The following is an 18,877-nucleotide window of genomic DNA, read 5'->3' on the forward strand; positions in this document are numbered from 1 at the left end:
CTAACCGGATCCGGTCCGTTTTTGATGCAACGCAGCATCCGACGTTTCGCGGCCCCGTCACGTGAGCGGCGGGCCCAGCCTGGCGATCGTAGCCCCAGTAGCGCCAGGCCATGCCTGGCGACGCCCTCAATCAGACCAGCTCCAGAATCTCGTCACCGGCCTCATCTATCTCCCCGGTCGGGCGCCAGCCCAGGCGCCGGTAGAAGCCATGCGAGCGCGAACGCGGGTCGGCCGAGCACGCCAGGAACAGCCGGGCATGGCCGACATCGCGGGTCAGGCTCACCACCTCCTGCAGCAGCTGGCGGCCGATGCCACGGCCTTCGTAGTCCGGCAGCAGGGCCAGCACCAGCACCTCGCCACTGTCGCGGTCGGCGAAGCAGTAACCGGCCATGCGCTCCCCCTCCCAGGCGACGCGGCCGATCGAATCGCCCTGGGTGATGCCGGCCGCCCAGCTTTCCGGCGTGATGCCCAGCTCCGCCAACTGCGCGGCACTGAAGGCGTTCTCGCGGGTGCGCCCGCGCAGGTCGATGCAGGCGGCGGCATCTTCGGGGCGCGCATCGCGGACGAATACAGGCATGCAGGGCATCCTTGCAGTGATCGGCCGACCAGTATCCGCATCGCGCATGGACCTGGTGTGGAGACTTCGTGGAGATTGGATGGAGCAAAAAGGGGACGGAGGGGATTAAGTCGTCTTTGCCCAGAATGTCGTATGGGCCTTAAACGACTTAATCCCCTCCGTCCCCTTTTTTGCAGGGCTGCCTCAGCGCTTGCGCCGCACCAGCGCTGAGGAGGCATCCAGCACGGCGCGGGTCAGCAGGGCCATGGTCTGGACGTCACCCTTCCAGTGCTGCCAGTACAGCGGCACGTCTTCCCACGCGCGCTGGCGTACGTAGACCAGGCGGCCGGCGTCCAGATGCCGCTTGACCAGGGGCAGGGGATTCATGGTCCAGCCCATGCCGCCCAGGTTGGCCTGCACGAACGCGCGGGTGGAGGGAATCCACCAGGTGGGCGCGGTGCTGGGCAGGTCGTCGCCGGCCATGCGCCGGGCAAAGCGCGACTGCATCTCATCCTTGCGGTTGAACACCAGCACCGGTGCCGTGGCCAGGGCTTGGGCGGTCACGCCCTTGGCAAAATGGCGCTCGCGGAACTCCGGGGTGCAGGTCGCCGCGTAGCGGATGCTGCCCAGCGCATGGATCTGGCAGCCCTGCACCGGCTCGTCCAGGGTGGTCACCGCGCCCAGCACGGTGCCCTGGCGCAGCAGTTCGACGGTGTGGTCCTGGTCCTCCACGCGCAGGTCCAGGGTGGTGCCGGTGCTCTGTGCGAACTGCGAGGCGGCCTGCGGGAACCAGGTTTCCAGGCTGTCGTGGTTCACCGCCACCGGAATGCTGGCCTGCGGCAGGTCCTCATCGGCCAGGCCCATCCGGTGCAGGGCGTCGTGCTCGAGCAGGGCGGTCTGCTCGGCCAGCTGCACCAGCACCTGGCCCTCGGCGGTGGCGGTGGCTGGGGTGCCGCGCTTGACCAGCAGGCGACCGACCCGATCCTCCAGTGCCTTGACCCGCTGCGAGATGGCCGAGGGCGTGACATTCAGCGACTGCGCGGCGCGGTCGAAGCTGCCTTCGCGGATCACTGCGGCGAGGGCGCGCAGCTGGGCATGGTCGATACGCATCGAATTAAGTTCCGCTAATGTTGGTTTAGGAAGTTTAGCTCGTCTTTTTCATGTTGCGGCGCGACAATGGCGCCCGTTCCGGTGCTGTCCGCCTTCGCGAGGCACCGTCCCCCCAAGCAAGTAAAGGCAGTGAATCCCATGTTCTCGGTCATCTCCGCCAGCACCGGCCTCGGTGCCTGGTTCTCTGGTGCAGCTACCGGCATCGGCCTGTTCGCCGTGGTCGGGGCCCAGAGCGCCTTCATTCTGCGCCAGGGCATCCTGCGCAAGCACATCGTGCCGGTGGTTGCCACCTGTGCGGCCATCGATGCGATCTTCATCTTTGCCAGCGTGGCTGGCCTGCGCACGCTCACTTCGGCGCTGCCGTGGCTGACCACCGCCGTGCTGTGGACCGGCGTGGCGTTCCTGGCCTGGTACGCCATGAAGTCGGCACGCCGTGCGATTGCCGGTGGCGGCGGCATGGGCGAGGCTGACAGCGACGACGGCAGCCGCCGCGCGGTGCTGATGGCTGCGGTCGGCTTCTCGCTGATCAACCCGCACTTCTGGCTGGACATGATGGTGATCGGCTCGATCGCCGAGAACTTCGGCAACGCCCGCATGGCCTTCGCCGCCGGCGTGGTGACTGCCAGCTGCCTGTGGCTGACCGCGCAGGGCCTGGGCGCACGCCTGCTGGCGCCGCTGTTCACCAAGCCCAGTACCTGGCGCGTGCTCGACGGCACCATCGCCGTGATCCTCAGCATCCTGGCCCTTACGTTGGCGGTGCGCGGGGTCCACTGACCCGGCGCATGCCCCCCGAACCCACGTCCTGACTCTCTCTCCAAGGTAGTGGTAACGACGGCACCGGCAACGGTGCCGTCGTTTTTTCTGCCGATGTGGCGCGGCAAACGGTCACGTGCCTAGAATCGTGCATCCGGACAGGGTGTCCGGTTTTCCATGGGGGAAGGATGCGCAGGATTGTGCTGGCTGTACTGTTGGGCGCGGTTGTGGGTGGGGCATCGGCCGCAACGCTGGACCTGGATCGCTATCTGCGGCAGGAGTCGTTTACCGACATCAAGATTTCACCAGGGGGCGAGTACATCGCCGCGACGGTTCCGCTGGAGGCGGGAACCGCATTGGCGATCTACCGCATTGCCGACATGAAGATGGTCGGCAGCTTCCGCCCGCCCCGCAACGATCACGCCCACACCTTCGACTGGGTCAGCAACGAGCGGCTGCTGGTGGGCATGGCACAGAAGTTCGGTGTGCTGGACCGGCCGACGCCGACCGGCGAACTGTTCGGTATCAATGCCAACGGCAAGGGCGGCGAGCTGCTGGTGGGGTACCGGGTTGCCGACCAGAGCCTGGGCACCAACATCAAGGTCAAGCCGGCAGGCCTGGTGGCCGCCTACCTCAGTGATGAACTCAAGGACGATGACCGCAACGCGCTGGTGACGGTGATCCCGCTGGTCGGCAGTTCGCATGCGCAGGTCGAGCGCCTGGACGTGATCACCGGTCGCCGCAACGCCGTGGCGCGCGCTCCCATTCCCGATGCGGACTTCACGACCGATGAGCAGGGCGAGGTGCGTTTCGCACGCGCTGTCGTTACCGATGGCACGCAGAAGCTCTACTACCGCACGGGCAGCAACAGCGACTGGGTCCTGCTCAATGATGAATCCCTGAGCAAGCGCATCGAGGCGCCGCTCGGCTTCTCGGCCGATGGTCGCCTGGCGTACCTGCAGGTCGAGCAGGCAGATGGACCTGATGCCATTGTCAGCTGGGACCCCCAGAGCAATGAACGACGCACCGTGCTGCGCGATGGGAGTGCCGACCCGGCGCGCATCATCCGGCACCCCGGCAGCCGCGTGCCGGTCGGGGCCCTGTTCCTTGGCAGTGCGCCGCGAACGGCATTCTTCGATGACGCCTCGGACGACGCTCGCCTGTACCGCAGCCTCGAAGCCGGCCTGGGCGGAGCGGTCTACATCACCTCCAGCACGCGCGATGGCAAGACGGTGCTGGTGGAAACCTGGTCAGGCAGCAATCCGGGCGATTTCTATCTCTATGACACGGTTGGCAAGAGTGCACGGCACCTGATCAGCCGCAGCGACTGGATCGACCCCGCGCTGGCGGCGGAGGTGCGTCCGATCAGCCTGACGGCGCGTGATGGGCGTCCGCTGCATGGCTTCCTTACCGTCCCGCATGGCCGCGAGGCCCGGGCGCTGCCGATGGTGGTGGTGCCGCACGGAGGTCCGATCGGTGTTGCCGACCAGGGCGCCTATGACACCGAGACACAGATGCTGGCGGCGGCAGGTTACGCGGTACTGCAGGTGAATTTCCGCGGCTCTTCCGGCTATGGCCGGGCCCACATGCAGGCCGCGCGAAAGCAATGGGGGCTGTCGATGCAGGATGACGTCACCGATGCCACGCGTTGGGCGATCGAACAGGGCGTGGCCGACAAGAACCGCATCTGCATCTATGGGGCCAGTTACGGTGCCTATGCGGCGATGATGGGGGCGGTGCGCGAACCGGGCCTGTACCAGTGCGCGGCCGGCTACGTCGGCATCTACGACCTGCCGTTGATGTACGCCCGCGGAGACATCCAGAGCGACGAGTCAGGCCTGGCCTACCTGCGGAACTGGCTGGGATCGCCCAAGGATCTGGCAGAGCGTTCCCCGGTGAATCTGGCCGCGCAGGTGCGGGTGCCGGTATTCCTGGCCGCGGGTGGCCAGGATCAACGTGCGCCGATCGTGCACAGCGAACGCATGGAAGCTGCGTTGAAGAAGGCCGGCTCGCCGGTGGAAACCCTGTACGTCAAGAATGAAGGGCATGGTTTCTATTCCCCTGCCAACCAACGTGCGTACTACAGCAGGTTGCTGGCCTTCCTCTCGCGCAGCCTGGGGGGCCAGGTGGCCGGGCAGGCCGCACCTGCGGAGAAGAGCAGCGCGCCCTGAACAAGCCGGGGGCGGCGGATGATCGATCCGCCGCCCCCGGAGTTCGCCTGCATCAGGCTTACTTGACCCCGTGCATCATCTTCTTCAGCAGCGGCGCGGCGATGAAGGCGGCCAGCGCACAGCCCAGGCCGATCCACATCAGCAGCCAGAACAGGTGCGCATAGGCGCCGGCAGCGGCCACCATGTCCAGCGATTCGCCCTCCGGCACCTCGATCGCGGCCAGCTTGCCGAACAGCGCGGCCAGCGTTTCCGAGAATGCGGTGGCCAGGAACCAGGTGCCCATCATCAGGCTCATCACCCGCGGCACGGCCAGCTGGGTCACTGCCGACAGGCCGACCGGCGACAGGCACATCTCACCGCTGGCCAGCAGGAAGTAGGCCAGCACCAGCCACCACACGCTGGCCATCTCGCCGGTGGCGCCGACCTGCTGTGCGGCCAGTGCCAGTGGCACGAACGACAGCGCACCGATCACCAGGCCCCACGCTGATTTCACCGGCTTGCCCGGTTCCCAGCCGCGGCGGTCCATCCAGGTCCACAGCGCGGCGAAGGCCGGTGCCAGCAGCACCAGGAACAGGCCGCCCAGGTAGGTCAGCGAACCGGCGGTCTGCGGAATCACCAGGCAGTCGCGCACCAGCAGCACCAGCATCAGCGCAACGATGCCGATGAAGAACGCACGCGGTGCGGTCGAGCCGGGGCGCCGTTCGGACAGGCGCGCGCTGACCACGAAGCCCAGCGGTGCCAGCAGCAGCGAGATGATCGACCACGGCAGCGGCGTACCGCCGGTGATCACCAGCGAGGGCACGATGTCCTTGGTCAGCAGGCGGTCGGTGAAGGTCACCCACGAGCCATACGACTGCTCGTACATCGTGAAGAACACCAGTGCCATGAAGATCAGCACCATCAGCGCGATCATCTGCTGGCGCTGTACCGGCGTGCACTTGCTGCCGGTGAACCAGGCGAACCAGACCAGCACGCCGCCCAGCACCACCAGCATCAGCATCAGTGCCAGGCTGATTTCACCGCCCAGCGCGAACGCGCCGTTGCCGGCTGCCCACATCAACCACGCCACCGGCAATACACCGAGCATCGCGCACAGATAGATGAGCCATTCGCGCGGCAGGCCCAGCACCTTCTGCTTCAGCGCGGCCGGCTGCGGCGGTTCGGCATGGCCCTGCAGGTACTTCTGGCCCCACAGGAACATCGCCAGGCCGGCCAGCATGCCGATGCCGGCCGCACCGAAACCGTACTTCCAGCCATAGGCCTCGCCGAGGAAGCCGCACACCAGCGACGAGAACAGTGCGCCGAGATTGATGCCGGCGTAGAACAGCGAGAAGCCCGAATCACGGCGCGGGTCGTCCTTGGCGTACAGCTTGCCGACGATGGTGGAGATGTTCGGCTTGAGGAAGCCGACGCCCATGATGATGAGCGCCAGCGACAGGTAGGTCACCGCCAGTGCCGAGGTATCGCGCACCACTTCACCGTTGACCCGATAGGCCGCGTGACCTTCGAATGCCATGCCGAGGTGGCCGAGCACCAGCAGGATGCCGCCGAACAGCACCGCCCGGCGCATGCCCAGCCAGCGGTCGGCCAGCATGCCGCCGAACACCGGAATGCAGTACACCAGGCCGCCGTAGGCACCGAGCAGGTCCAGGCCGGCCTTGTCGCCGAACAGGTGGTACTTGGTGAGATACAGCAGCAGCAGCGCCTTCATGCCGTAGAAGGAGAAGCGCTCCCACATTTCGGTGAAGAAGCAGACGTAGACGCCCTTGGGATGGCCCAGGAAATCGTCGGAAGCGATAGCGGTGGAATTCATCGCGGAATTATAGGCCTGTGGCCCGATCCGCTTTCAGTAGATCCACGCCATGCGTGGATTGCCGGACTGGCCTGGGCGATCACAGGTACCGCAGCCACGCCAGATCGCGCCTTCGTGCCTTGAACCGCGCAAATGCCCGCGTCGGCGGATACAGCACCACCGCCAGCGCACAGGCCACCAGCAGCAGGCCGGCCACCGAATCCAGTGCGTACAGATCACCGTGTGTCGGCCCCCAGATCGCCAGCGCGGCCAGGTACAGCCCCTTCAGCACATACAGGTGCAGCAGGTAGAAGAACATCGGCGCGGCGCCGACATCGGCCAGCGGGCGCAGCGCACGCGCCAGTGGCGGCCATTCGTACAGGCGCAGCAGCAACAATCCCACGCCCAGGGTCAACAGCAGGAACTGCAGCGACGGCGGGTACTTGGTGATGTTGAACACGCTCATCCAGGTGCGCAGCGTGCTGGTCTGGTACTGCCACGGTGCATCCCCGTACTGGTTGGCGAACCGCAGCAGGGCGAACAGGGCCAGCGCGCCGACGCCTGCGCACAGCAGCCAGCGCTGGCGTTGCGCCGGGTCGCGGTCGCGGGCGAACCACGGCCCCATCAGGTAGCCCAGCGCGATTACCCCGATCCACGGCAGCACCGGGTAGGAAGTGCGCAGGCGCAGCGCGCCGGTCTCGATCCAGTCGCGCTGGTGCAGCACTTTCCACAGCATCGCCAGCAGACCGTGGCCTTCCACTCGCACGCCGTCCAACAGGTTGTGCCCGGTCACCACCGCGACTGCCAGCACCAGCAGGGCCAGGCGCGGCAGCCACAGAAGGCCGGCCAGCGCGATCATGCTCAGCCCGATGGCCCAGATCACCTGCAGGTACAGCGTTTCCGGCGGCAGCTGGAAGGTCCAGGCGAAATTCACCAGGGTCAGTTCCAGCACGACCAGGAACAGCCCGCGCTTGAGCAGGAAGGCGGCCGTGGCCCGGCGCGGATCCGCCTGGCGCTGGCCGTACAGCCAGGCCGACAGACCAGTGAGCAGCACGAATACCGGGGCGCACAGATGCGCCAGCAGACGGCAGGCGAACAGGCCGGGAGAGACCGTCGATGCGTCCATCGGGTCGCTTACCTGATGCTGCAGGAAGAAGGTCTCGCGCACGTGGTCCAGCAACATCAACAGCATCACGGTGCCGCGCAGCTGGTCGATGGAGGCCAGGCGAGGGGAGGGGGAAGGGGGCATGCGATGCAGTAACAGCAAGGTAGCATTAAGATATAACATATCATTTGCTTCGCGCCCAGCCGGACTTTGCCGGGTCGGTCGATTGCCGGTCCACGTACTGGCCCATTGCGCTGCAGCACACGCCCCCATCCTTTGGCACGCTGGACTTGATCTGCCCTGAACGCTAGCGTGGCAGGGATTTTTTGCCAGCAGGGGCTTCCATGAACCACGACGCTGCGCCCAAGCAGCTCACCTTCCGCGCAGTGGCCCTGGCCATCGTGCTGGCGGTGGTGCTGTCGGCCGCAAACGCCTACCTCGGTCTGTTCGCAGGCCTGACCATCGCCACCGCCATTCCCGCCGCGGTGATTTCCATGGGCGTGCTGCGCCTGCTGGGCGGTGGCTCCATCCTTGAAAACAACATCGTGCAGACCGGCGCCTCGGCCGGTTCGTCGATCGCCGCCGGTGTGATCTTCACCATCCCGGCGCTGGTGATCATGGGCTACTGGCCGGACTTCAAGTACTGGTGGGTGCTGGGCATCGCCGGCCTCGGTGGCCTGCTGGGCGTGCTGTTCTCGGTGCCGCTGCGCCGTTCGATGATCGTTGAAGACCCGCTTCCGTTCCCGGAAGGCAAGGCCGCGGCCGAAGTGCTCAAGGCCGGTGAGAACCCGGGCCCGGGCCTGAAGATCCTCGGCCTGTCGGCAGTCATCGGTGCCTTCGTCAAGCTGGCTGCGGAAAGCGGCATGCGCCTGATTCCCGACGCCTGGGCCACCTCGGCCTACGTCGGCAGCTCCAAGGTCACCGCCTTCATCGGTACCAACCTGTCGCCGGCACTGCTGGGCGTGGGCTACATCGTCGGCCTCAACGTCGGCATCGTGGTCGTGTCCGGCTCGATCCTGACCTGGCACATCGCCATTCCGATCTACCAGGCGTTCTTCATGAACACCGATCCGGCACTGGCCGCGTCGGTCGCCACGGCATCCTCCACCGAAGCGGCGTTCGCCATCTGGGGCGCGAAGATGCGTTACCTGGGTGTCGGCGCAATGCTGATCGGCGGCATCTGGACCCTGATCTCGCTGCGCAAGTCGCTGCTCAATGGCGTCAAGAGCGGCTTTGCCGCCGCCCGCAAGAGCGGTGGCCCGGTGCTGGCGCACACCGAGCGCGACCTGCCGATGAAGTGGATGCTGGTGGCCCTGGTGGTCTTCGTGCTGCCGCTGCTGGCCCTGTACCAGGCCATCGTGGGCCAGTGGCACGTGTCGATCCCGATGACCATCATCATGATCGTTGCCGGCTTCCTGTTCGTGTCGGTCTCGGCCTACCTGGCCGGCTTGATCGGTTCGTCCAACAACCCGGTGTCGGGCATTACCATCTCCACCATCCTGTTCGCCTCGGCCGTGCTGGTGGTGCTGCTGGGCGCCGATGGCCTCAAGCCGGTCGGTGCCGGCGGTGCGCCGCTGGGCGCGGTGGCGGCGATCATGATCGGCGCGGTGGTGTGCTGCGCCGCAGCGGTCGGTGGTGACAACCTGCAGGACCTCAAGGCCGGTTACATCGTGGGCGCCACCCCGTGGAAGCAGCAGCTGATGCTGGGCATCGGTGCCTTCTCGTGCGCGCTGATCATGGCCCCGGTGCTGAATCTGCTGGCCACCGCCTACGGCATCGGCGTGAAGTCCGAGCTGCACCCGAACGCGCTGGCTGCGCCGCAGGCCAACCTGATGGCCTCGGTGGCCAAGGGCCTGTTCGGTGGCGAACTGCCGTGGACCTTCATCGGCATCGGTGCCGTGGTCGGTGCCGCCATCATCGCCTTCGACAGCTGGTTGAAGTCGCGCAACGCACGCTTCCGCGTGCCGGTGCTGGCCGCCGCCATCGGCATCTACCTGCCGCTGGAGCTGATGGTGCCGATCTTCCTCGGCGGCCTGATCGCCCACCTGGTCGAGCGCTTCCACAAGGTGCGCGCCGATGACGAAGAAGGCCGCGACCGCGTGCACAAGCCGGGCGTGCTGTTCGCTGCGGGCCTGATCACCGGTGAGGCACTGATGGGCATCGCCATCGCGATTCCGATCGTGGTCAGCAGCCGCGCCGACGTGCTGGCCGTGCCGTTCCACCTGCCGGGCGCGCAGTGGATCGGCCTGGCCGTGCTGTTCCTGGTGGGCTGGCTGATCTACCGCACCGGCAAGTACACCAAGGCGTAAGGGATGGGTAGTGCCGGCCGCTGGCCGGCAATCCCGGAATCCCGTGATACCCCTGGTTGCCGGCCAGCGGCCGGCACTACCGCAAACCGCGCTACGGCGCGGTTTGCTTTTTCTGGCGGCGGGGCCAACCCCGCGCGCAGCCATGACCGATGGCCTTGGCAGCCCCGGCCGCACGGGCCTACCATCGGTTTTTTGCCGTCCTGCGGAGACCTCGATGAAACTGCGTCATGCCCTGCTGCCACTGAGCCTGCTGGCTGCCCTGCCCAGCGTTGCCGCTGCCCGTGGCCTGGAAGTCCGCGACATGGTGGCCATGGACCGCGTCTCCGCGCCGGTACTGACCACGGACGGTGGCACTGTGGTGTTCGCCAAGCGCAGCGTGGACGCCAACCTGAAGGCCTCCACCGCGCTGTTCGCGCGCAACCTGCGCACGCGTGACGCCGCTCCGCCGAAGCAGATCACCCCGGCTGGCTGGAGCGTCAATTCCGCGTCGCTGTCGGCCGATGGCCAGACCGTGTATTTCCTCAGTGCCAAGAACGGCAGCCAGCAGCTGTACGCGCAGCCGATCAACGGCGGCACCCCGCGCCAGCTGACCGACTTCCCGGTGGACGTGGACAGCTACCACGTGTCACCGCAGGACGACCGCGTGCTGTTCAGTGCCGGCGTGTTCCAGGCCTGTGCCTCGGATCTGGCCTGCACCGAGAAGAAGCTGAAGGAAAAGAAGGACGCCAAGGCCAGCGGCCAGGTGTGGGATTCGCTGTTCGTGCGCCACTGGGATACCTGGAACGACGGCCGCCGCAACACCCTGTTCGTGGCACCGCTGCCGGCAGGCAAGGCCGGGGCGGTCAAGGGCGCCTCGGCGCTGAGCGCGACCATCGACGGCGATGCACCGTCCAAGCCGTTCGGTGGCAATGACGATTTCGCGTGGTCGCCGGATGGCGCCAGCGTGGTGGCCAGCATCCGCGTGGCCGGCAAGCAGGAGCCGTGGTCGACCAACTTCGACCTGTACCGCTTCGACGCTGCGGGCAAGCAGGCGCCGGTCAATCTGACCGCCTCCAATCCGGCCTGGGATGCCGGCCCGGTGTTCAGTGCCGACGGCAAGACCCTGTTCTACCGTGCGATGAAGCGCCCGGGCTTCGAGGCCGACCGTTTCGGCCTGATGGCGATGGACCTGGCCAGCGGCAAGAGCCGTGAGATCGCCCCGCAGTGGGATCGTTCGGCCGGCGGCATCACCCTGTCCGCCGACGGCGCCAGCATCTACACCACTGCCGATGATCTCGGCGAGCACCCGCTGTTCCAGATCGACGTGGCCAGCGGCAAGGCCACCAAACTGATCGGCGACGGCAGCGTGACCTCGGTCGACGTGGCCGGCAACAGCGTGGCGATCACCCGCAACAGCCTGAAGAGCAACGACCAGGTGCTGGTCGGCCTGCTGCCGGCCGCGGGCGAAGCCATCGGCGAACTGCGCGCGCTGACCCCGTCTGCCGGCGAGGTGCTCAAGGATGTCAGCTTCGGCGACTACGAACAGTTCGAGTTCAAGGGCTGGAACAACGACACCGTGCACGGCTATGTGGTCAAGCCGCACAACTACCAGGAAGGCAAGTCGTACCCGGTCGCGTTCCTGATCCACGGCGGCCCGCAGGGCAGCTTCGGCAATGGCTGGAGCTACCGCTGGAACCCGCAGACCTATGCAGGCCAGGGCTACGCCGTGGTGATGATCGACTTCCACGGTTCCACCGGCTATGGCCAGGCCTTCACCGATGCGATCAGCCAGCACTGGGGCGACCGTCCGCTGGAAGACCTGCAGAAGGGCTGGGACGCGGCGCTGAAGAAGTATTCCTTCCTCAACGGTGACAAGGCCTGTGCGCTGGGCGCCAGCTACGGCGGCTTCATGGTCAACTGGATCGCCGGCAACTGGAACGGCCCGTTCAAGTGCCTGGTCAACCATGACGGCGTGTTCGACCAGCGCATGATGGGCTACGCCACCGAAGAACTGTGGTTCACCGAGTGGGAGCAGGGCGGTACGCCGTACCAGAAGGCGGCGAACTACGAGAAGTTCAACCCGGTCAACCACGTGGCGGACTGGAAGAAGCCGATCCTGGTCATCCACGGCCAGCAGGACTTCCGTATTCCGGTCGAGCAGGGCCTGGCCGCGTTCACTGCTGCCCAGCGCCAGGGCATCGAATCGAAGTTCCTGTACTTCCCGGATGAAAACCACTGGGTGCTGAAGCCGAACAACAGCATCCTGTGGCATGACACCGTCAATGCCTGGCTGAAGCAGCACATCGGCAACTGATGACTGCAGCGCCGCCCTTCGGGGCGGCGCTTTTGTTTCGCCATCTGCTGTACCGGTGGGTGCCGACCGTTGGTCGGCACACCTTCCTGATCTGCCGCCAACAGCAGCCGGCCAGCGGCCGGCTCTACCCAGAGCGCCTGCATGCCCTCGACCGCCCTGATCCAGAACGACATCGTCGTCTTCGGTTTGATCGCCGCCACCCTGGGCGCCGTGTTCTGGACCGCCTCGCGCGAGCAGGGCCTGTGGAAACGCTTCTACACCTTCGTGCCGGCACTGCTGCTGTGCTACCTGATTCCCGGCATCTACAACACCGTCGGCCTGATCGACGGTCAGAACACCAAGCTCTACAACCCGATCGCACGCGACATCCTGTTGCCGGCAGCGTTGATCCTGCTGACCCTGGCGGTGGACATCAAAGGCATCCTGCGGCTCGGCCCGAAGCTGGTGCTGATGTACCTGGGTGCGTCCGCCAGCATCATGCTGGGAGCGGTGGTGGCTTTCCTGGTGATGCGCGCGCTGCATCCGGAAACGGTGGCCGGTGACACCTGGGCCGGCATGGCCGCACTGGCCGGCAGCTGGATCGGCGGCGGTGCCAACATGCTGGCGATGCGCGAAGTGTTCGACGTCAACGCCACCACGTTCGGCCAGTTCGCGGTGGTCGATGTCGGTGTCGGTTACGTGTGGATGGCCGCGCTGATCTTCCTGGCCGGGCGCGCAGCGAAGATCGACGCGCGCAGCGGTGCCGACACGTCGGCCATCGATGAGCTGAAGGAGCGCATCGCGCGCTTCCAGGCCGAGCATGAGCGCGTCCCCAGCCTCACCGACCTGATGCTGATCGTGGCGGTGGCCTTCGGCGGCGTGGGTCTGTCACACGCGATCGGTGCGCCGCTGGCGGCATGGTTCAAGGCCAATGTCAGCTGGGCCTCGCAGTTCAGCCTGGATGCGCCGTTCGTGTGGGTGGTGGTGCTGTCGACCACGCTGGGCCTGAGCCTGAGCTTCACCCGTGCACGCACGCTGGAAGGTGCGGGCGCCTCGCGGCTGGGTTCGCTGCTGCTGTACTTCCTGATTGCCTGCATCGGCATGCAGATGGATCTGCTGGCGCTGCTGGACCGCCCGTGGCTGTTCCTGCTCGGCCTGATCTGGATTGCCGTGCACATCGCGCTGCTGTGGTGCCTGGGCAAGCTGCTGAAGGTGCCGTTCTTCTATTTCGCGATCGGTTCGCAGTCGAACATTGGTGGCCCGGCTTCGGCGCCGGTGGTGGCTGCAGCGTTCCATCCGGCCCTGGCGCCGGTGGGCGTGTTGCTGGGCACGATGGGCTACGCCACCGGCACCTACCTGGCCTACATCGTCGGCATTACCCTGCGCGCGCTGGCAGGGCAGGGCTGATGGGGTAGTGCCGGCCGCTGGCCGGCAACCAGGTAATGCTGCACGGGTTCATGAGGTTGCCGGCCAACGGCCGGCACTACCGATGCGTTACGCCACCGGCAATCCGCGTTCGATCAACCACGCCTTCGCGTCTTCGGCGTCCTGCTCGAACCGCGCCGAGTGAAAAGAGGGGCGCCGCAAGGTCCGGCGCGTCGCCACGCGCCCGTGGCCAACCGCGCCCGCGGCTTTACGCCACCGGCAACCCGCGTTCGACCAGCCACGCTTTCGCGTCTTCGGCGTCCTCTTCAAACCACGCTTTCGTAGACCCCAGCCGATACGTATACCCCCAGGCATCCATGTCGGCCATCAACCGCGCACTGCCAACGCCAGGCAGCTGCCCGGCCAGCACGATCTGCAGGTAGCAGGTGGCATCTTCCTCGGCCACCGAGTCGGTGGCGTCGGTATGCACCTGCGCACGCCGCTCCGGCGGCAGCACGATCAGATGGCAGGCTTCGTGCAGCATCGAGTGCACGGGCGTGTCATCGCGCACGTACACGTTGCTGGCGATGATGCCGGCCTCGGGCTCGCCCCAGTAGCTGCCGGGAATCGGTTCACCGGCCGCGACGTGGTGCAGCTGCAGGCCATGCGCGGCGAGCAGGCACTGCGCATCAGCGAAGGCGATGTCGCCCACGCAGGTGATGTCCACGGCGGTTGTCGTATCGGTCATGCGGGTCAGGCAGCCCCGCCCGTGCAGGCACGGGCGGGGCAGAGCATCAGGGTTTGTCCGGGCCTTCAGGCAGCGCCACTGAGATGTCCAGTACATCGTGCTGGCCATCCTTCACCAGGTCGACCTTCACTGCATCGACGTCGATGTTCACGTACTTCTTGATCACTTCCAGCAGTTCGCGCTGCAGCAGTGGCAGGTAGTCCGGGCCACCGCGGTTGCTGCGTTCCTGCGCGATGATGATCTGCAGGCGGTTCTTGGCGGTTTCGGCGGTGGTCTTCTTCGCTTTGAGGAAATCAAACAGGCCCATGCTTACCCTCCGAACAGCTTGCTGAAGAAGCCCTTCTTCTCGACGTTGGTGAAGCGCATCGGGCGTTCTTCGCCGAGGATGCGCGCGACGGCGTCGTCGTAGGCCTGGCCGGCTGCGGACTCGACATCCAGGATGACCGGCTCGCCCTTGTTGGAGGCGTTGAGCACGTCACCCGACTCGGGGATCACGCCGATCGCCTTCAGGCCGAGCACTTCCTCGACGTCGGCGATGCTGAGCATCTCGCCGCTTTCCACGCGCAGCGGGGTGTAGCGGGTCAGCAGCAGGAAGGCCGGCACGTCCTGGCCGGACTCGGCCTTGTGGGTCTTCGAGTCGAGCAGGCCGATGATGCGGTCCGAGTCGCGCACCGACGACACTTCCGGGTTCACCACCACCACCGCACGGTCGGCGAAGTACATCGCCAGGAAGGCGCCCTTCTCGATGCCGGCCGGGGAGTCGCAGATGATGTAGTCGAAGCCGTCGGCGGCCAGGTCCTTCAGGACCTTGCCCACGCCTTCCTGGGTCAGTGCGTCCTTGTCGCGGGTCTGCGAGGCGGCCAGCACGTACAGGTTCTCGAAGCGCTTGTCCTTGATCAGGGCCTGCTTGAGGGTCGCTTCGCCGTGCACGACGTTGACGAAGTCGTACACCACGCGGCGTTCGCAGCCCATGATCAGGTCGAGGTTGCGCAGGCCGACGTCGAAGTCGATCACCGCCACCTTCTTGCCGCGCCGTGCCAGGCCGCAGGCCAGGCTCGCGCTGGAAGTGGTCTTGCCGACGCCGCCCTTGCCGGAGGTGACTACGATGATTTCAGCCAAAGGACTTCTCCTGATGATTCTGTTTGGGTGCTGCGTCAGTCCAGCGCAGCGATCTTGATCTGGTCCTGTTCCAGCCACACCTGCACGGCCTTGCCGCGCAGGGAGTCCGGGACATCGTCCAGTACCTTGTAGTGGCCTGCAATGGCGACCAGTTCCGCATGGAAATCACGGCAGAAGATGCGTGCCGCGGTGTTGCCCTGTGCCCCTGCCAGCGCGCGGCCGCGCAGGGTGCCGTAGATGTGGATGCTGCCATCGGCGATGACCTCGGCGCCGGCGCCGACGGTGGCCATCACGGTCAGGTCGCAGTTTTCAGCGTACAGCTGCTGGCCCGAACGCACGTTGCCCAGCTGCATGCGGCCCGGCTGCGGTGCGGCGGCGTCGGCAACCTTGGCCACCGGCGTGGCCGGTGCCGGCTTCGGTTCGGCACGGGCTGCGCGACGCGGTTCCGGCGCGGGCGGCGGCGGCGGGGCCGGCTCGGCCTCGGCACGCTCGTACTGGGCGCGGAACTTGGCCAGCAGTGGCAGCCCGAGCTGCTGCGAGAGCAGGTCGACCGCGCTGGTGCCATAGGCCAGCGCCACCGGCAGCACGCCGGCACTGCGCAGGCCATCGACCAGCGCCTGCGCGGTGGCCACGTCCGGCACCTGGCTCAGGCCGCCGAAGTCGAGGATCACCGCGGCGCGGCCGAACAGTTTCGGCGCACGGGTGACGCGTTCGCGCATTTCCTGCACGAGGCGTTCGACATCAAGGGTACGGATGCGCAGGTTGGCGATGCCCACCTGGCCGATCTTCAGTTCACCGGCCTGTTCGTAATCGAAATTCACCGCCACGCTCAGGTCCCCGTCGGCCGCTGTGCCTGCGCCGGCAGATGCCGGGCACGTGTCCATGCCACATCCGGCAGCTTGCCGCCGTAGGTCTCCTGGACCCACGGGTAGCTGCACAGTTCCTTGGCCAGCATGCTGGCGCGCACGTCGACCTGCGGCATGGTGTTCTGGCCCAGCTCGCGGAAGCCGAAGCTGCCGTGGAAGAGCAGGGCGGCATCGGCGCCATGGTCGAGGAAGACTTCGCAGGTCATCTGCGGGTAGCGCAGCTCGGCAAAGCTCTGCGCGTCGGCATAGAACGCACGGCCGACGCCACCGCCACGACGGCGGCTGGCGACCACGATGCGGTCGATATAGAAGAACGGGGTGTCCAGCTGCTGCTTGAACCAGGCGAAATTGCTGCTGTCGTGCTGGCTGTCGCTGCCGAAGCCGATCAGGAAGCCGGCCAGGTTGCCGTCGCGCTCGGCGACGCGGAAATACTCAGCGGTTTCGTAGAACAGGCGCAGGCGGGCCGCATCCAGGGGAAGGATGGCCAGGCCAGCGTTGTTGTTCAAAGCCAGGACGGAATCGAGCTCGTGCTCGCGCACGTCGCGGATGACAATCGACATTGTGACTCCGTGGGGTAACGCGGTTGGTCCGTCAAATTGGACCCTGCGCACGATTATTGCATGCCCGGGGTGGGCTGCGGCATGAACAGGGGATATGCCCGAGCATGACTTTCGGCGCTTGGGAGCGGCCGTGCACGGGCTACGATGAGGGATGCTGGCCCGACTGAACCACAATGCGATGCTGCGCTACTCCGGGTTGTTCACCTGGGGCACCGTCGGCCTTTGGCTCGCGATCTACCTGATCGATCCTGTCTCGCTGACGCTGGAGACGCTGGACGGCGAAGCCGGCTTCCGCATCATTCCTTGGGCCTCGGCCTACCTGGCTTTCGGCATCGTGTACTGGGCGCTGACCCGCTCGCTGGGCGAGGGCCGTCCGGGCTTCTTCGACCACGCGGCGCTGATCCTGCTGACCGCCTGCGCGATCGGCGTGAGCTATTTTTCCGGTACCGCGCTGGGCAGCATCCTGCTGATGGTGGTGGCCGGCCTGCTGCCATGGCTGCTGGGGCCGCGCATCGGCGTGGTCTGGCTGGTGGCCAGCAACCTGGCGGTGTTGCCGGTCTACATCCAGCCGCTGGGCTTCCCGCCGTTCATCGCCGTGCTGCAGGCGGTGGGCTACATGGGCTTCTCCAGCTTCGTGTTCGTGATCGCGCTGGTGGCCCGTCGCCAGGCCGAGGCCCGCGACGAACAGCGCCGGCTCAACTCGGAACTGCGTGCCACCCGCGCCCTGCTGGCCGAGAGCGCCCGGGTCAATGAGCGCACGCGCATCTCGCGCGAGCTGCATGACCTGCTGGGCCACCAGCTGACCGCGCTGACCCTGAACCTGGAAGTGGCCGGCCACCTGGCCGACGGCCAGGCGCTGGAGCATGTGAAGCGTTCCCACGCATTGGCCAAGCTGCTGCTGGGCAACGTGCGTGAGGTGGTCAGCCAGCTGCGCGAGACCGGCGCCATCGATCTGGCGGCGGCGCTGCGCCCGCTGACCGAGAACGTGCCCTCGCTGGACATCCAGCTGGAGATCGAGGATCCGCTGAACGTGGAGGACCCGCAGCGGGCCCACGTGCTGCTGCGCTGTACCCAGGAGATCATCACCAACGCGGTGCGCCATGCCGGCGCCCGCCACCTGTGGATCAAGGTGTACCGTGAAGCCCCCGACCGGGTGGTGGTGGAGGCCCGCGACGACGGCGTCGGCGCGGATATGGTCAATGTGGGCAATGGCTTGCGCGGCATGCGCGAGCGCCTGCAACAATGTGGTGGCCAGCTGCAGGTCGAAACCCGTCCCGGTGAAGGCTTCCGGCTGCGGGCGACGGTGCCGGCAACGGTGCTGGTGGCCGCCCTTACCAAGGTTCCTGAAGGAGTGCGTTGATGATTCGCGTCTGCCTGGTCGACGACCAAACCCTGGTGCGGCAGGGAATCCGCTCCCTGCTGGCGCTCGACGACGGTATCGAGGTGGTGGCCGAGGCCGGCGATGGCCGGCAGGCGGTCGAGCTGATACCGCAGGTGCGCCCCGACGTGGTGCTGATGGACATGCGCATGCCGGTGATGTCCGGGCTGGAGGCGCTGCAGGTGCTGTCGCGCCAGGAGCAGCTGCCACCGACCATCATCCTCACCACTTTCGACGACGACCAGCTGGTGCTGGCCGGGCTCAAGGCCGGAGCCAAGGGCTACCTGCTCAAGGACGTGACCCTGGCGCAGCTGGTCGGTGCCATCCGCACCGTGGCCGACGGCGGTTCGCTGGTGCAGCCGGCCGTGACCCAGCGCCTGCTCTCCGGCCTGGAGCACATGCGCAACGAGTTCGTCAGCCTGGACCGCCCGGACCCGTTGACCGACCGCGAAACCGAGATCCTGCGCCTGATGGCCAGTGGCTTCTCCAACAAGGAGATCGCCAACTCGCTGGGTGTGGCCGAAGGCACCATCAAGAACCATGTGTCCAACATCCTGTCCAAGCTGGGCGTGCGCGACCGTACGCGCGCCGTACTGAAGGCGTTCGAACTCCAGCTGGTCTGAGGAAAACCTTTTCAGGACAATGACTTGAGGTCCAGTCATGGCCCTCGGGTGGGGTTGCCCCCTACTTCACGGGTATCGGTATGCGGTACCCTTCGAATTCTTTGTCCATACAAATACGCAGCCGGCAGGGAAACCGGTGCGCCAATCCCG

16 protein-coding genes are annotated in these 18,877 nt (G+C 66.5%); 7 read left to right on the top strand and 9 right to left on the bottom strand.

Annotated features, from left to right (window positions below; genetic code table 11):
• Positions 1 to 130 precede the first annotated feature (130 nt).
• Both MG068_RS05415 and MG068_RS05420 read right to left on the bottom strand, forming a co-directional pair.
• A complete protein-coding gene (locus tag MG068_RS05415) occupies positions 131 to 577 on the bottom strand; it encodes a GNAT family N-acetyltransferase (protein ID WP_132809542.1) in 447 nt (148 codons plus the stop codon).
• 183 nt (positions 578 to 760) lie between these two features.
• The gene (locus MG068_RS05420; protein ID WP_071227763.1) at positions 761 to 1,666 is read right to left on the bottom strand and encodes a LysR family transcriptional regulator ArgP; all 906 of its coding nucleotides are present in this window, start codon (positions 1,664 to 1,666) and stop codon (positions 761 to 763) included.
• 138 nt (positions 1,667 to 1,804) lie between these two features.
• On the opposite strand from MG068_RS05420, the gene MG068_RS05425 reads away from it, so the two are divergent.
• Positions 1,805 to 2,440 (top strand): LysE/ArgO family amino acid transporter, encoded by a 636-nt coding sequence (locus MG068_RS05425; protein ID WP_005408523.1) that lies wholly within the window; start codon positions 1,805 to 1,807, stop codon positions 2,438 to 2,440.
• Between the two features lie 167 nt (positions 2,441 to 2,607).
• Positions 2,608 to 4,590 (top strand): alpha/beta hydrolase family protein, encoded by a 1,983-nt coding sequence (locus MG068_RS05430; protein ID WP_132809544.1) that lies wholly within the window; start codon positions 2,608 to 2,610, stop codon positions 4,588 to 4,590.
• Between the two features lie 58 nt (positions 4,591 to 4,648).
• Here the strand turns inward: MG068_RS05430 and MG068_RS05435 are convergent, their stop codons facing one another.
• Positions 4,649 to 6,403, bottom strand: a complete 1,755-nt coding sequence (locus tag MG068_RS05435; RefSeq protein WP_071227761.1) for a peptide MFS transporter — start codon at positions 6,401 to 6,403, stop codon at positions 4,649 to 4,651.
• A gap of 79 nt (positions 6,404 to 6,482) precedes the next feature.
• Entirely contained in the window at positions 6,483 to 7,631 is a 1,149-nt protein-coding gene (locus tag MG068_RS05440) for an acetyltransferase domain-containing protein (protein WP_132809546.1), read from the bottom strand.
• Between the two features lie 200 nt (positions 7,632 to 7,831).
• Here MG068_RS05440 and MG068_RS05445 point away from each other — a divergent pair, with 200 nt between their 5' ends.
• The 3 genes from MG068_RS05445 (at position 7,832) to MG068_RS05455 (ending at position 13,475) form a co-directional block, all read left to right on the top strand.
• Complete coding sequence (locus MG068_RS05445; protein WP_032127608.1) at positions 7,832 to 9,796, top strand: OPT family oligopeptide transporter; 1,965 nt, start codon at positions 7,832 to 7,834, stop codon at positions 9,794 to 9,796.
• 214 nt (positions 9,797 to 10,010) lie between these two features.
• Positions 10,011 to 12,089 carry an alpha/beta hydrolase family protein gene (locus MG068_RS05450; RefSeq protein ID WP_132809548.1) on the top strand — a complete coding sequence of 693 codons (2,079 nt, stop codon included), beginning with the start codon at positions 10,011 to 10,013 and terminating at the stop codon, positions 12,087 to 12,089.
• A gap of 141 nt (positions 12,090 to 12,230) precedes the next feature.
• Positions 12,231 to 13,475, top strand: a complete 1,245-nt coding sequence (locus tag MG068_RS05455; protein ID WP_032127606.1) for a DUF819 family protein — start codon at positions 12,231 to 12,233, stop codon at positions 13,473 to 13,475.
• A 226-nt stretch (positions 13,476 to 13,701) separates the two neighbouring features.
• Here the strand turns inward: MG068_RS05455 and MG068_RS05465 are convergent, their stop codons facing one another.
• From MG068_RS05465 to MG068_RS05485, 5 genes are read right to left on the bottom strand one after another with little or no spacing between them, the layout of a single operon-like run.
• On the bottom strand, positions 13,702 to 14,181 hold the full coding sequence (locus tag MG068_RS05465) for a hypothetical protein (protein WP_049398895.1): 480 nt from the start codon (positions 14,179 to 14,181) through the stop codon (positions 13,702 to 13,704).
• A gap of 46 nt (positions 14,182 to 14,227) precedes the next feature.
• Positions 14,228 to 14,488 (bottom strand): cell division topological specificity factor MinE, encoded by a 261-nt coding sequence (minE, locus tag MG068_RS05470; RefSeq protein ID WP_004148073.1) that lies wholly within the window; start codon positions 14,486 to 14,488, stop codon positions 14,228 to 14,230.
• 2 nt (positions 14,489 to 14,490) lie between these two features.
• Entirely contained in the window at positions 14,491 to 15,300 is an 810-nt protein-coding gene (minD, locus tag MG068_RS05475) for a septum site-determining protein MinD (protein ID WP_010483375.1), read from the bottom strand.
• 35 nt (positions 15,301 to 15,335) lie between these two features.
• Complete coding sequence (gene minC, locus MG068_RS05480; protein WP_050509775.1) at positions 15,336 to 16,184, bottom strand: septum site-determining protein MinC; 849 nt, start codon at positions 16,182 to 16,184, stop codon at positions 15,336 to 15,338.
• Complete coding sequence (locus MG068_RS05485) at positions 16,130 to 16,726, bottom strand: GNAT family N-acetyltransferase (RefSeq protein ID WP_032127604.1); 597 nt, start codon at positions 16,724 to 16,726, stop codon at positions 16,130 to 16,132. Before MG068_RS05485 ends, minC begins: the two co-directional genes overlap by 55 nt.
• A gap of 151 nt (positions 16,727 to 16,877) precedes the next feature.
• On the opposite strand from MG068_RS05485, the gene MG068_RS05490 reads away from it, so the two are divergent.
• Positions 16,878 to 18,086 (top strand): sensor histidine kinase, encoded by a 1,209-nt coding sequence (locus tag MG068_RS05490; RefSeq protein WP_132809551.1) that lies wholly within the window; start codon positions 16,878 to 16,880, stop codon positions 18,084 to 18,086.
• Positions 18,086 to 18,727: a response regulator gene (locus MG068_RS05495; protein ID WP_006424175.1), complete on the top strand. Its 642-nt coding sequence runs from the start codon at positions 18,086 to 18,088 to the stop codon at positions 18,725 to 18,727. The genes MG068_RS05490 and MG068_RS05495 overlap by 1 nt, the downstream gene beginning before the upstream one ends.
• The last annotated feature ends 150 nt before the right edge of the window (positions 18,728 to 18,877 follow it).

It is taken from the genome of Stenotrophomonas sp. ASS1 (assembly GCF_004346925.1).
Classification (GTDB): Bacteria; Pseudomonadota; Gammaproteobacteria; order Xanthomonadales; family Xanthomonadaceae; genus Stenotrophomonas; species Stenotrophomonas maltophilia_A.

Coding starts and splice junctions, on each gene's coding strand:
- MG068_RS05415 (WP_132809542.1), bottom strand. CDS start 577: ATGCCTGTATTCGTCCGCGATGCGCGCCCCGAAGATGCCGCCGCCTGC.
- MG068_RS05440 (WP_132809546.1), bottom strand. CDS start 7,631: ATGCCCCCTTCCCCCTCCCCTCGCCTGGCCTCCATCGACCAGCTGCGC.
- MG068_RS05490 (WP_132809551.1), top strand. CDS start 16,878: ATGCTGGCCCGACTGAACCACAATGCGATGCTGCGCTACTCCGGGTTG.
- MG068_RS05485 (WP_032127604.1), bottom strand. CDS start 16,726: ATGTCGATTGTCATCCGCGACGTGCGCGAGCACGAGCTCGATTCCGTC.
- minE (WP_004148073.1), bottom strand. CDS start 14,488: ATGGGCCTGTTTGATTTCCTCAAAGCGAAGAAGACCACCGCCGAAACC.
- MG068_RS05495 (WP_006424175.1), top strand. CDS start 18,086: ATGATTCGCGTCTGCCTGGTCGACGACCAAACCCTGGTGCGGCAGGGA.
- MG068_RS05445 (WP_032127608.1), top strand. CDS start 7,832: ATGAACCACGACGCTGCGCCCAAGCAGCTCACCTTCCGCGCAGTGGCC.
- MG068_RS05465 (WP_049398895.1), bottom strand. CDS start 14,181: ATGACCGATACGACAACCGCCGTGGACATCACCTGCGTGGGCGACATC.
- minC (WP_050509775.1), bottom strand. CDS start 16,184: ATGGACACGTGCCCGGCATCTGCCGGCGCAGGCACAGCGGCCGACGGG.
- MG068_RS05430 (WP_132809544.1), top strand. CDS start 2,608: ATGCGCAGGATTGTGCTGGCTGTACTGTTGGGCGCGGTTGTGGGTGGG.
- MG068_RS05425 (WP_005408523.1), top strand. CDS start 1,805: ATGTTCTCGGTCATCTCCGCCAGCACCGGCCTCGGTGCCTGGTTCTCT.
- MG068_RS05450 (WP_132809548.1), top strand. CDS start 10,011: ATGAAACTGCGTCATGCCCTGCTGCCACTGAGCCTGCTGGCTGCCCTG.
- MG068_RS05455 (WP_032127606.1), top strand. CDS start 12,231: ATGCCCTCGACCGCCCTGATCCAGAACGACATCGTCGTCTTCGGTTTG.
- MG068_RS05435 (WP_071227761.1), bottom strand. CDS start 6,403: ATGAATTCCACCGCTATCGCTTCCGACGATTTCCTGGGCCATCCCAAG.
- MG068_RS05420 (WP_071227763.1), bottom strand. CDS start 1,666: ATGCGTATCGACCATGCCCAGCTGCGCGCCCTCGCCGCAGTGATCCGC.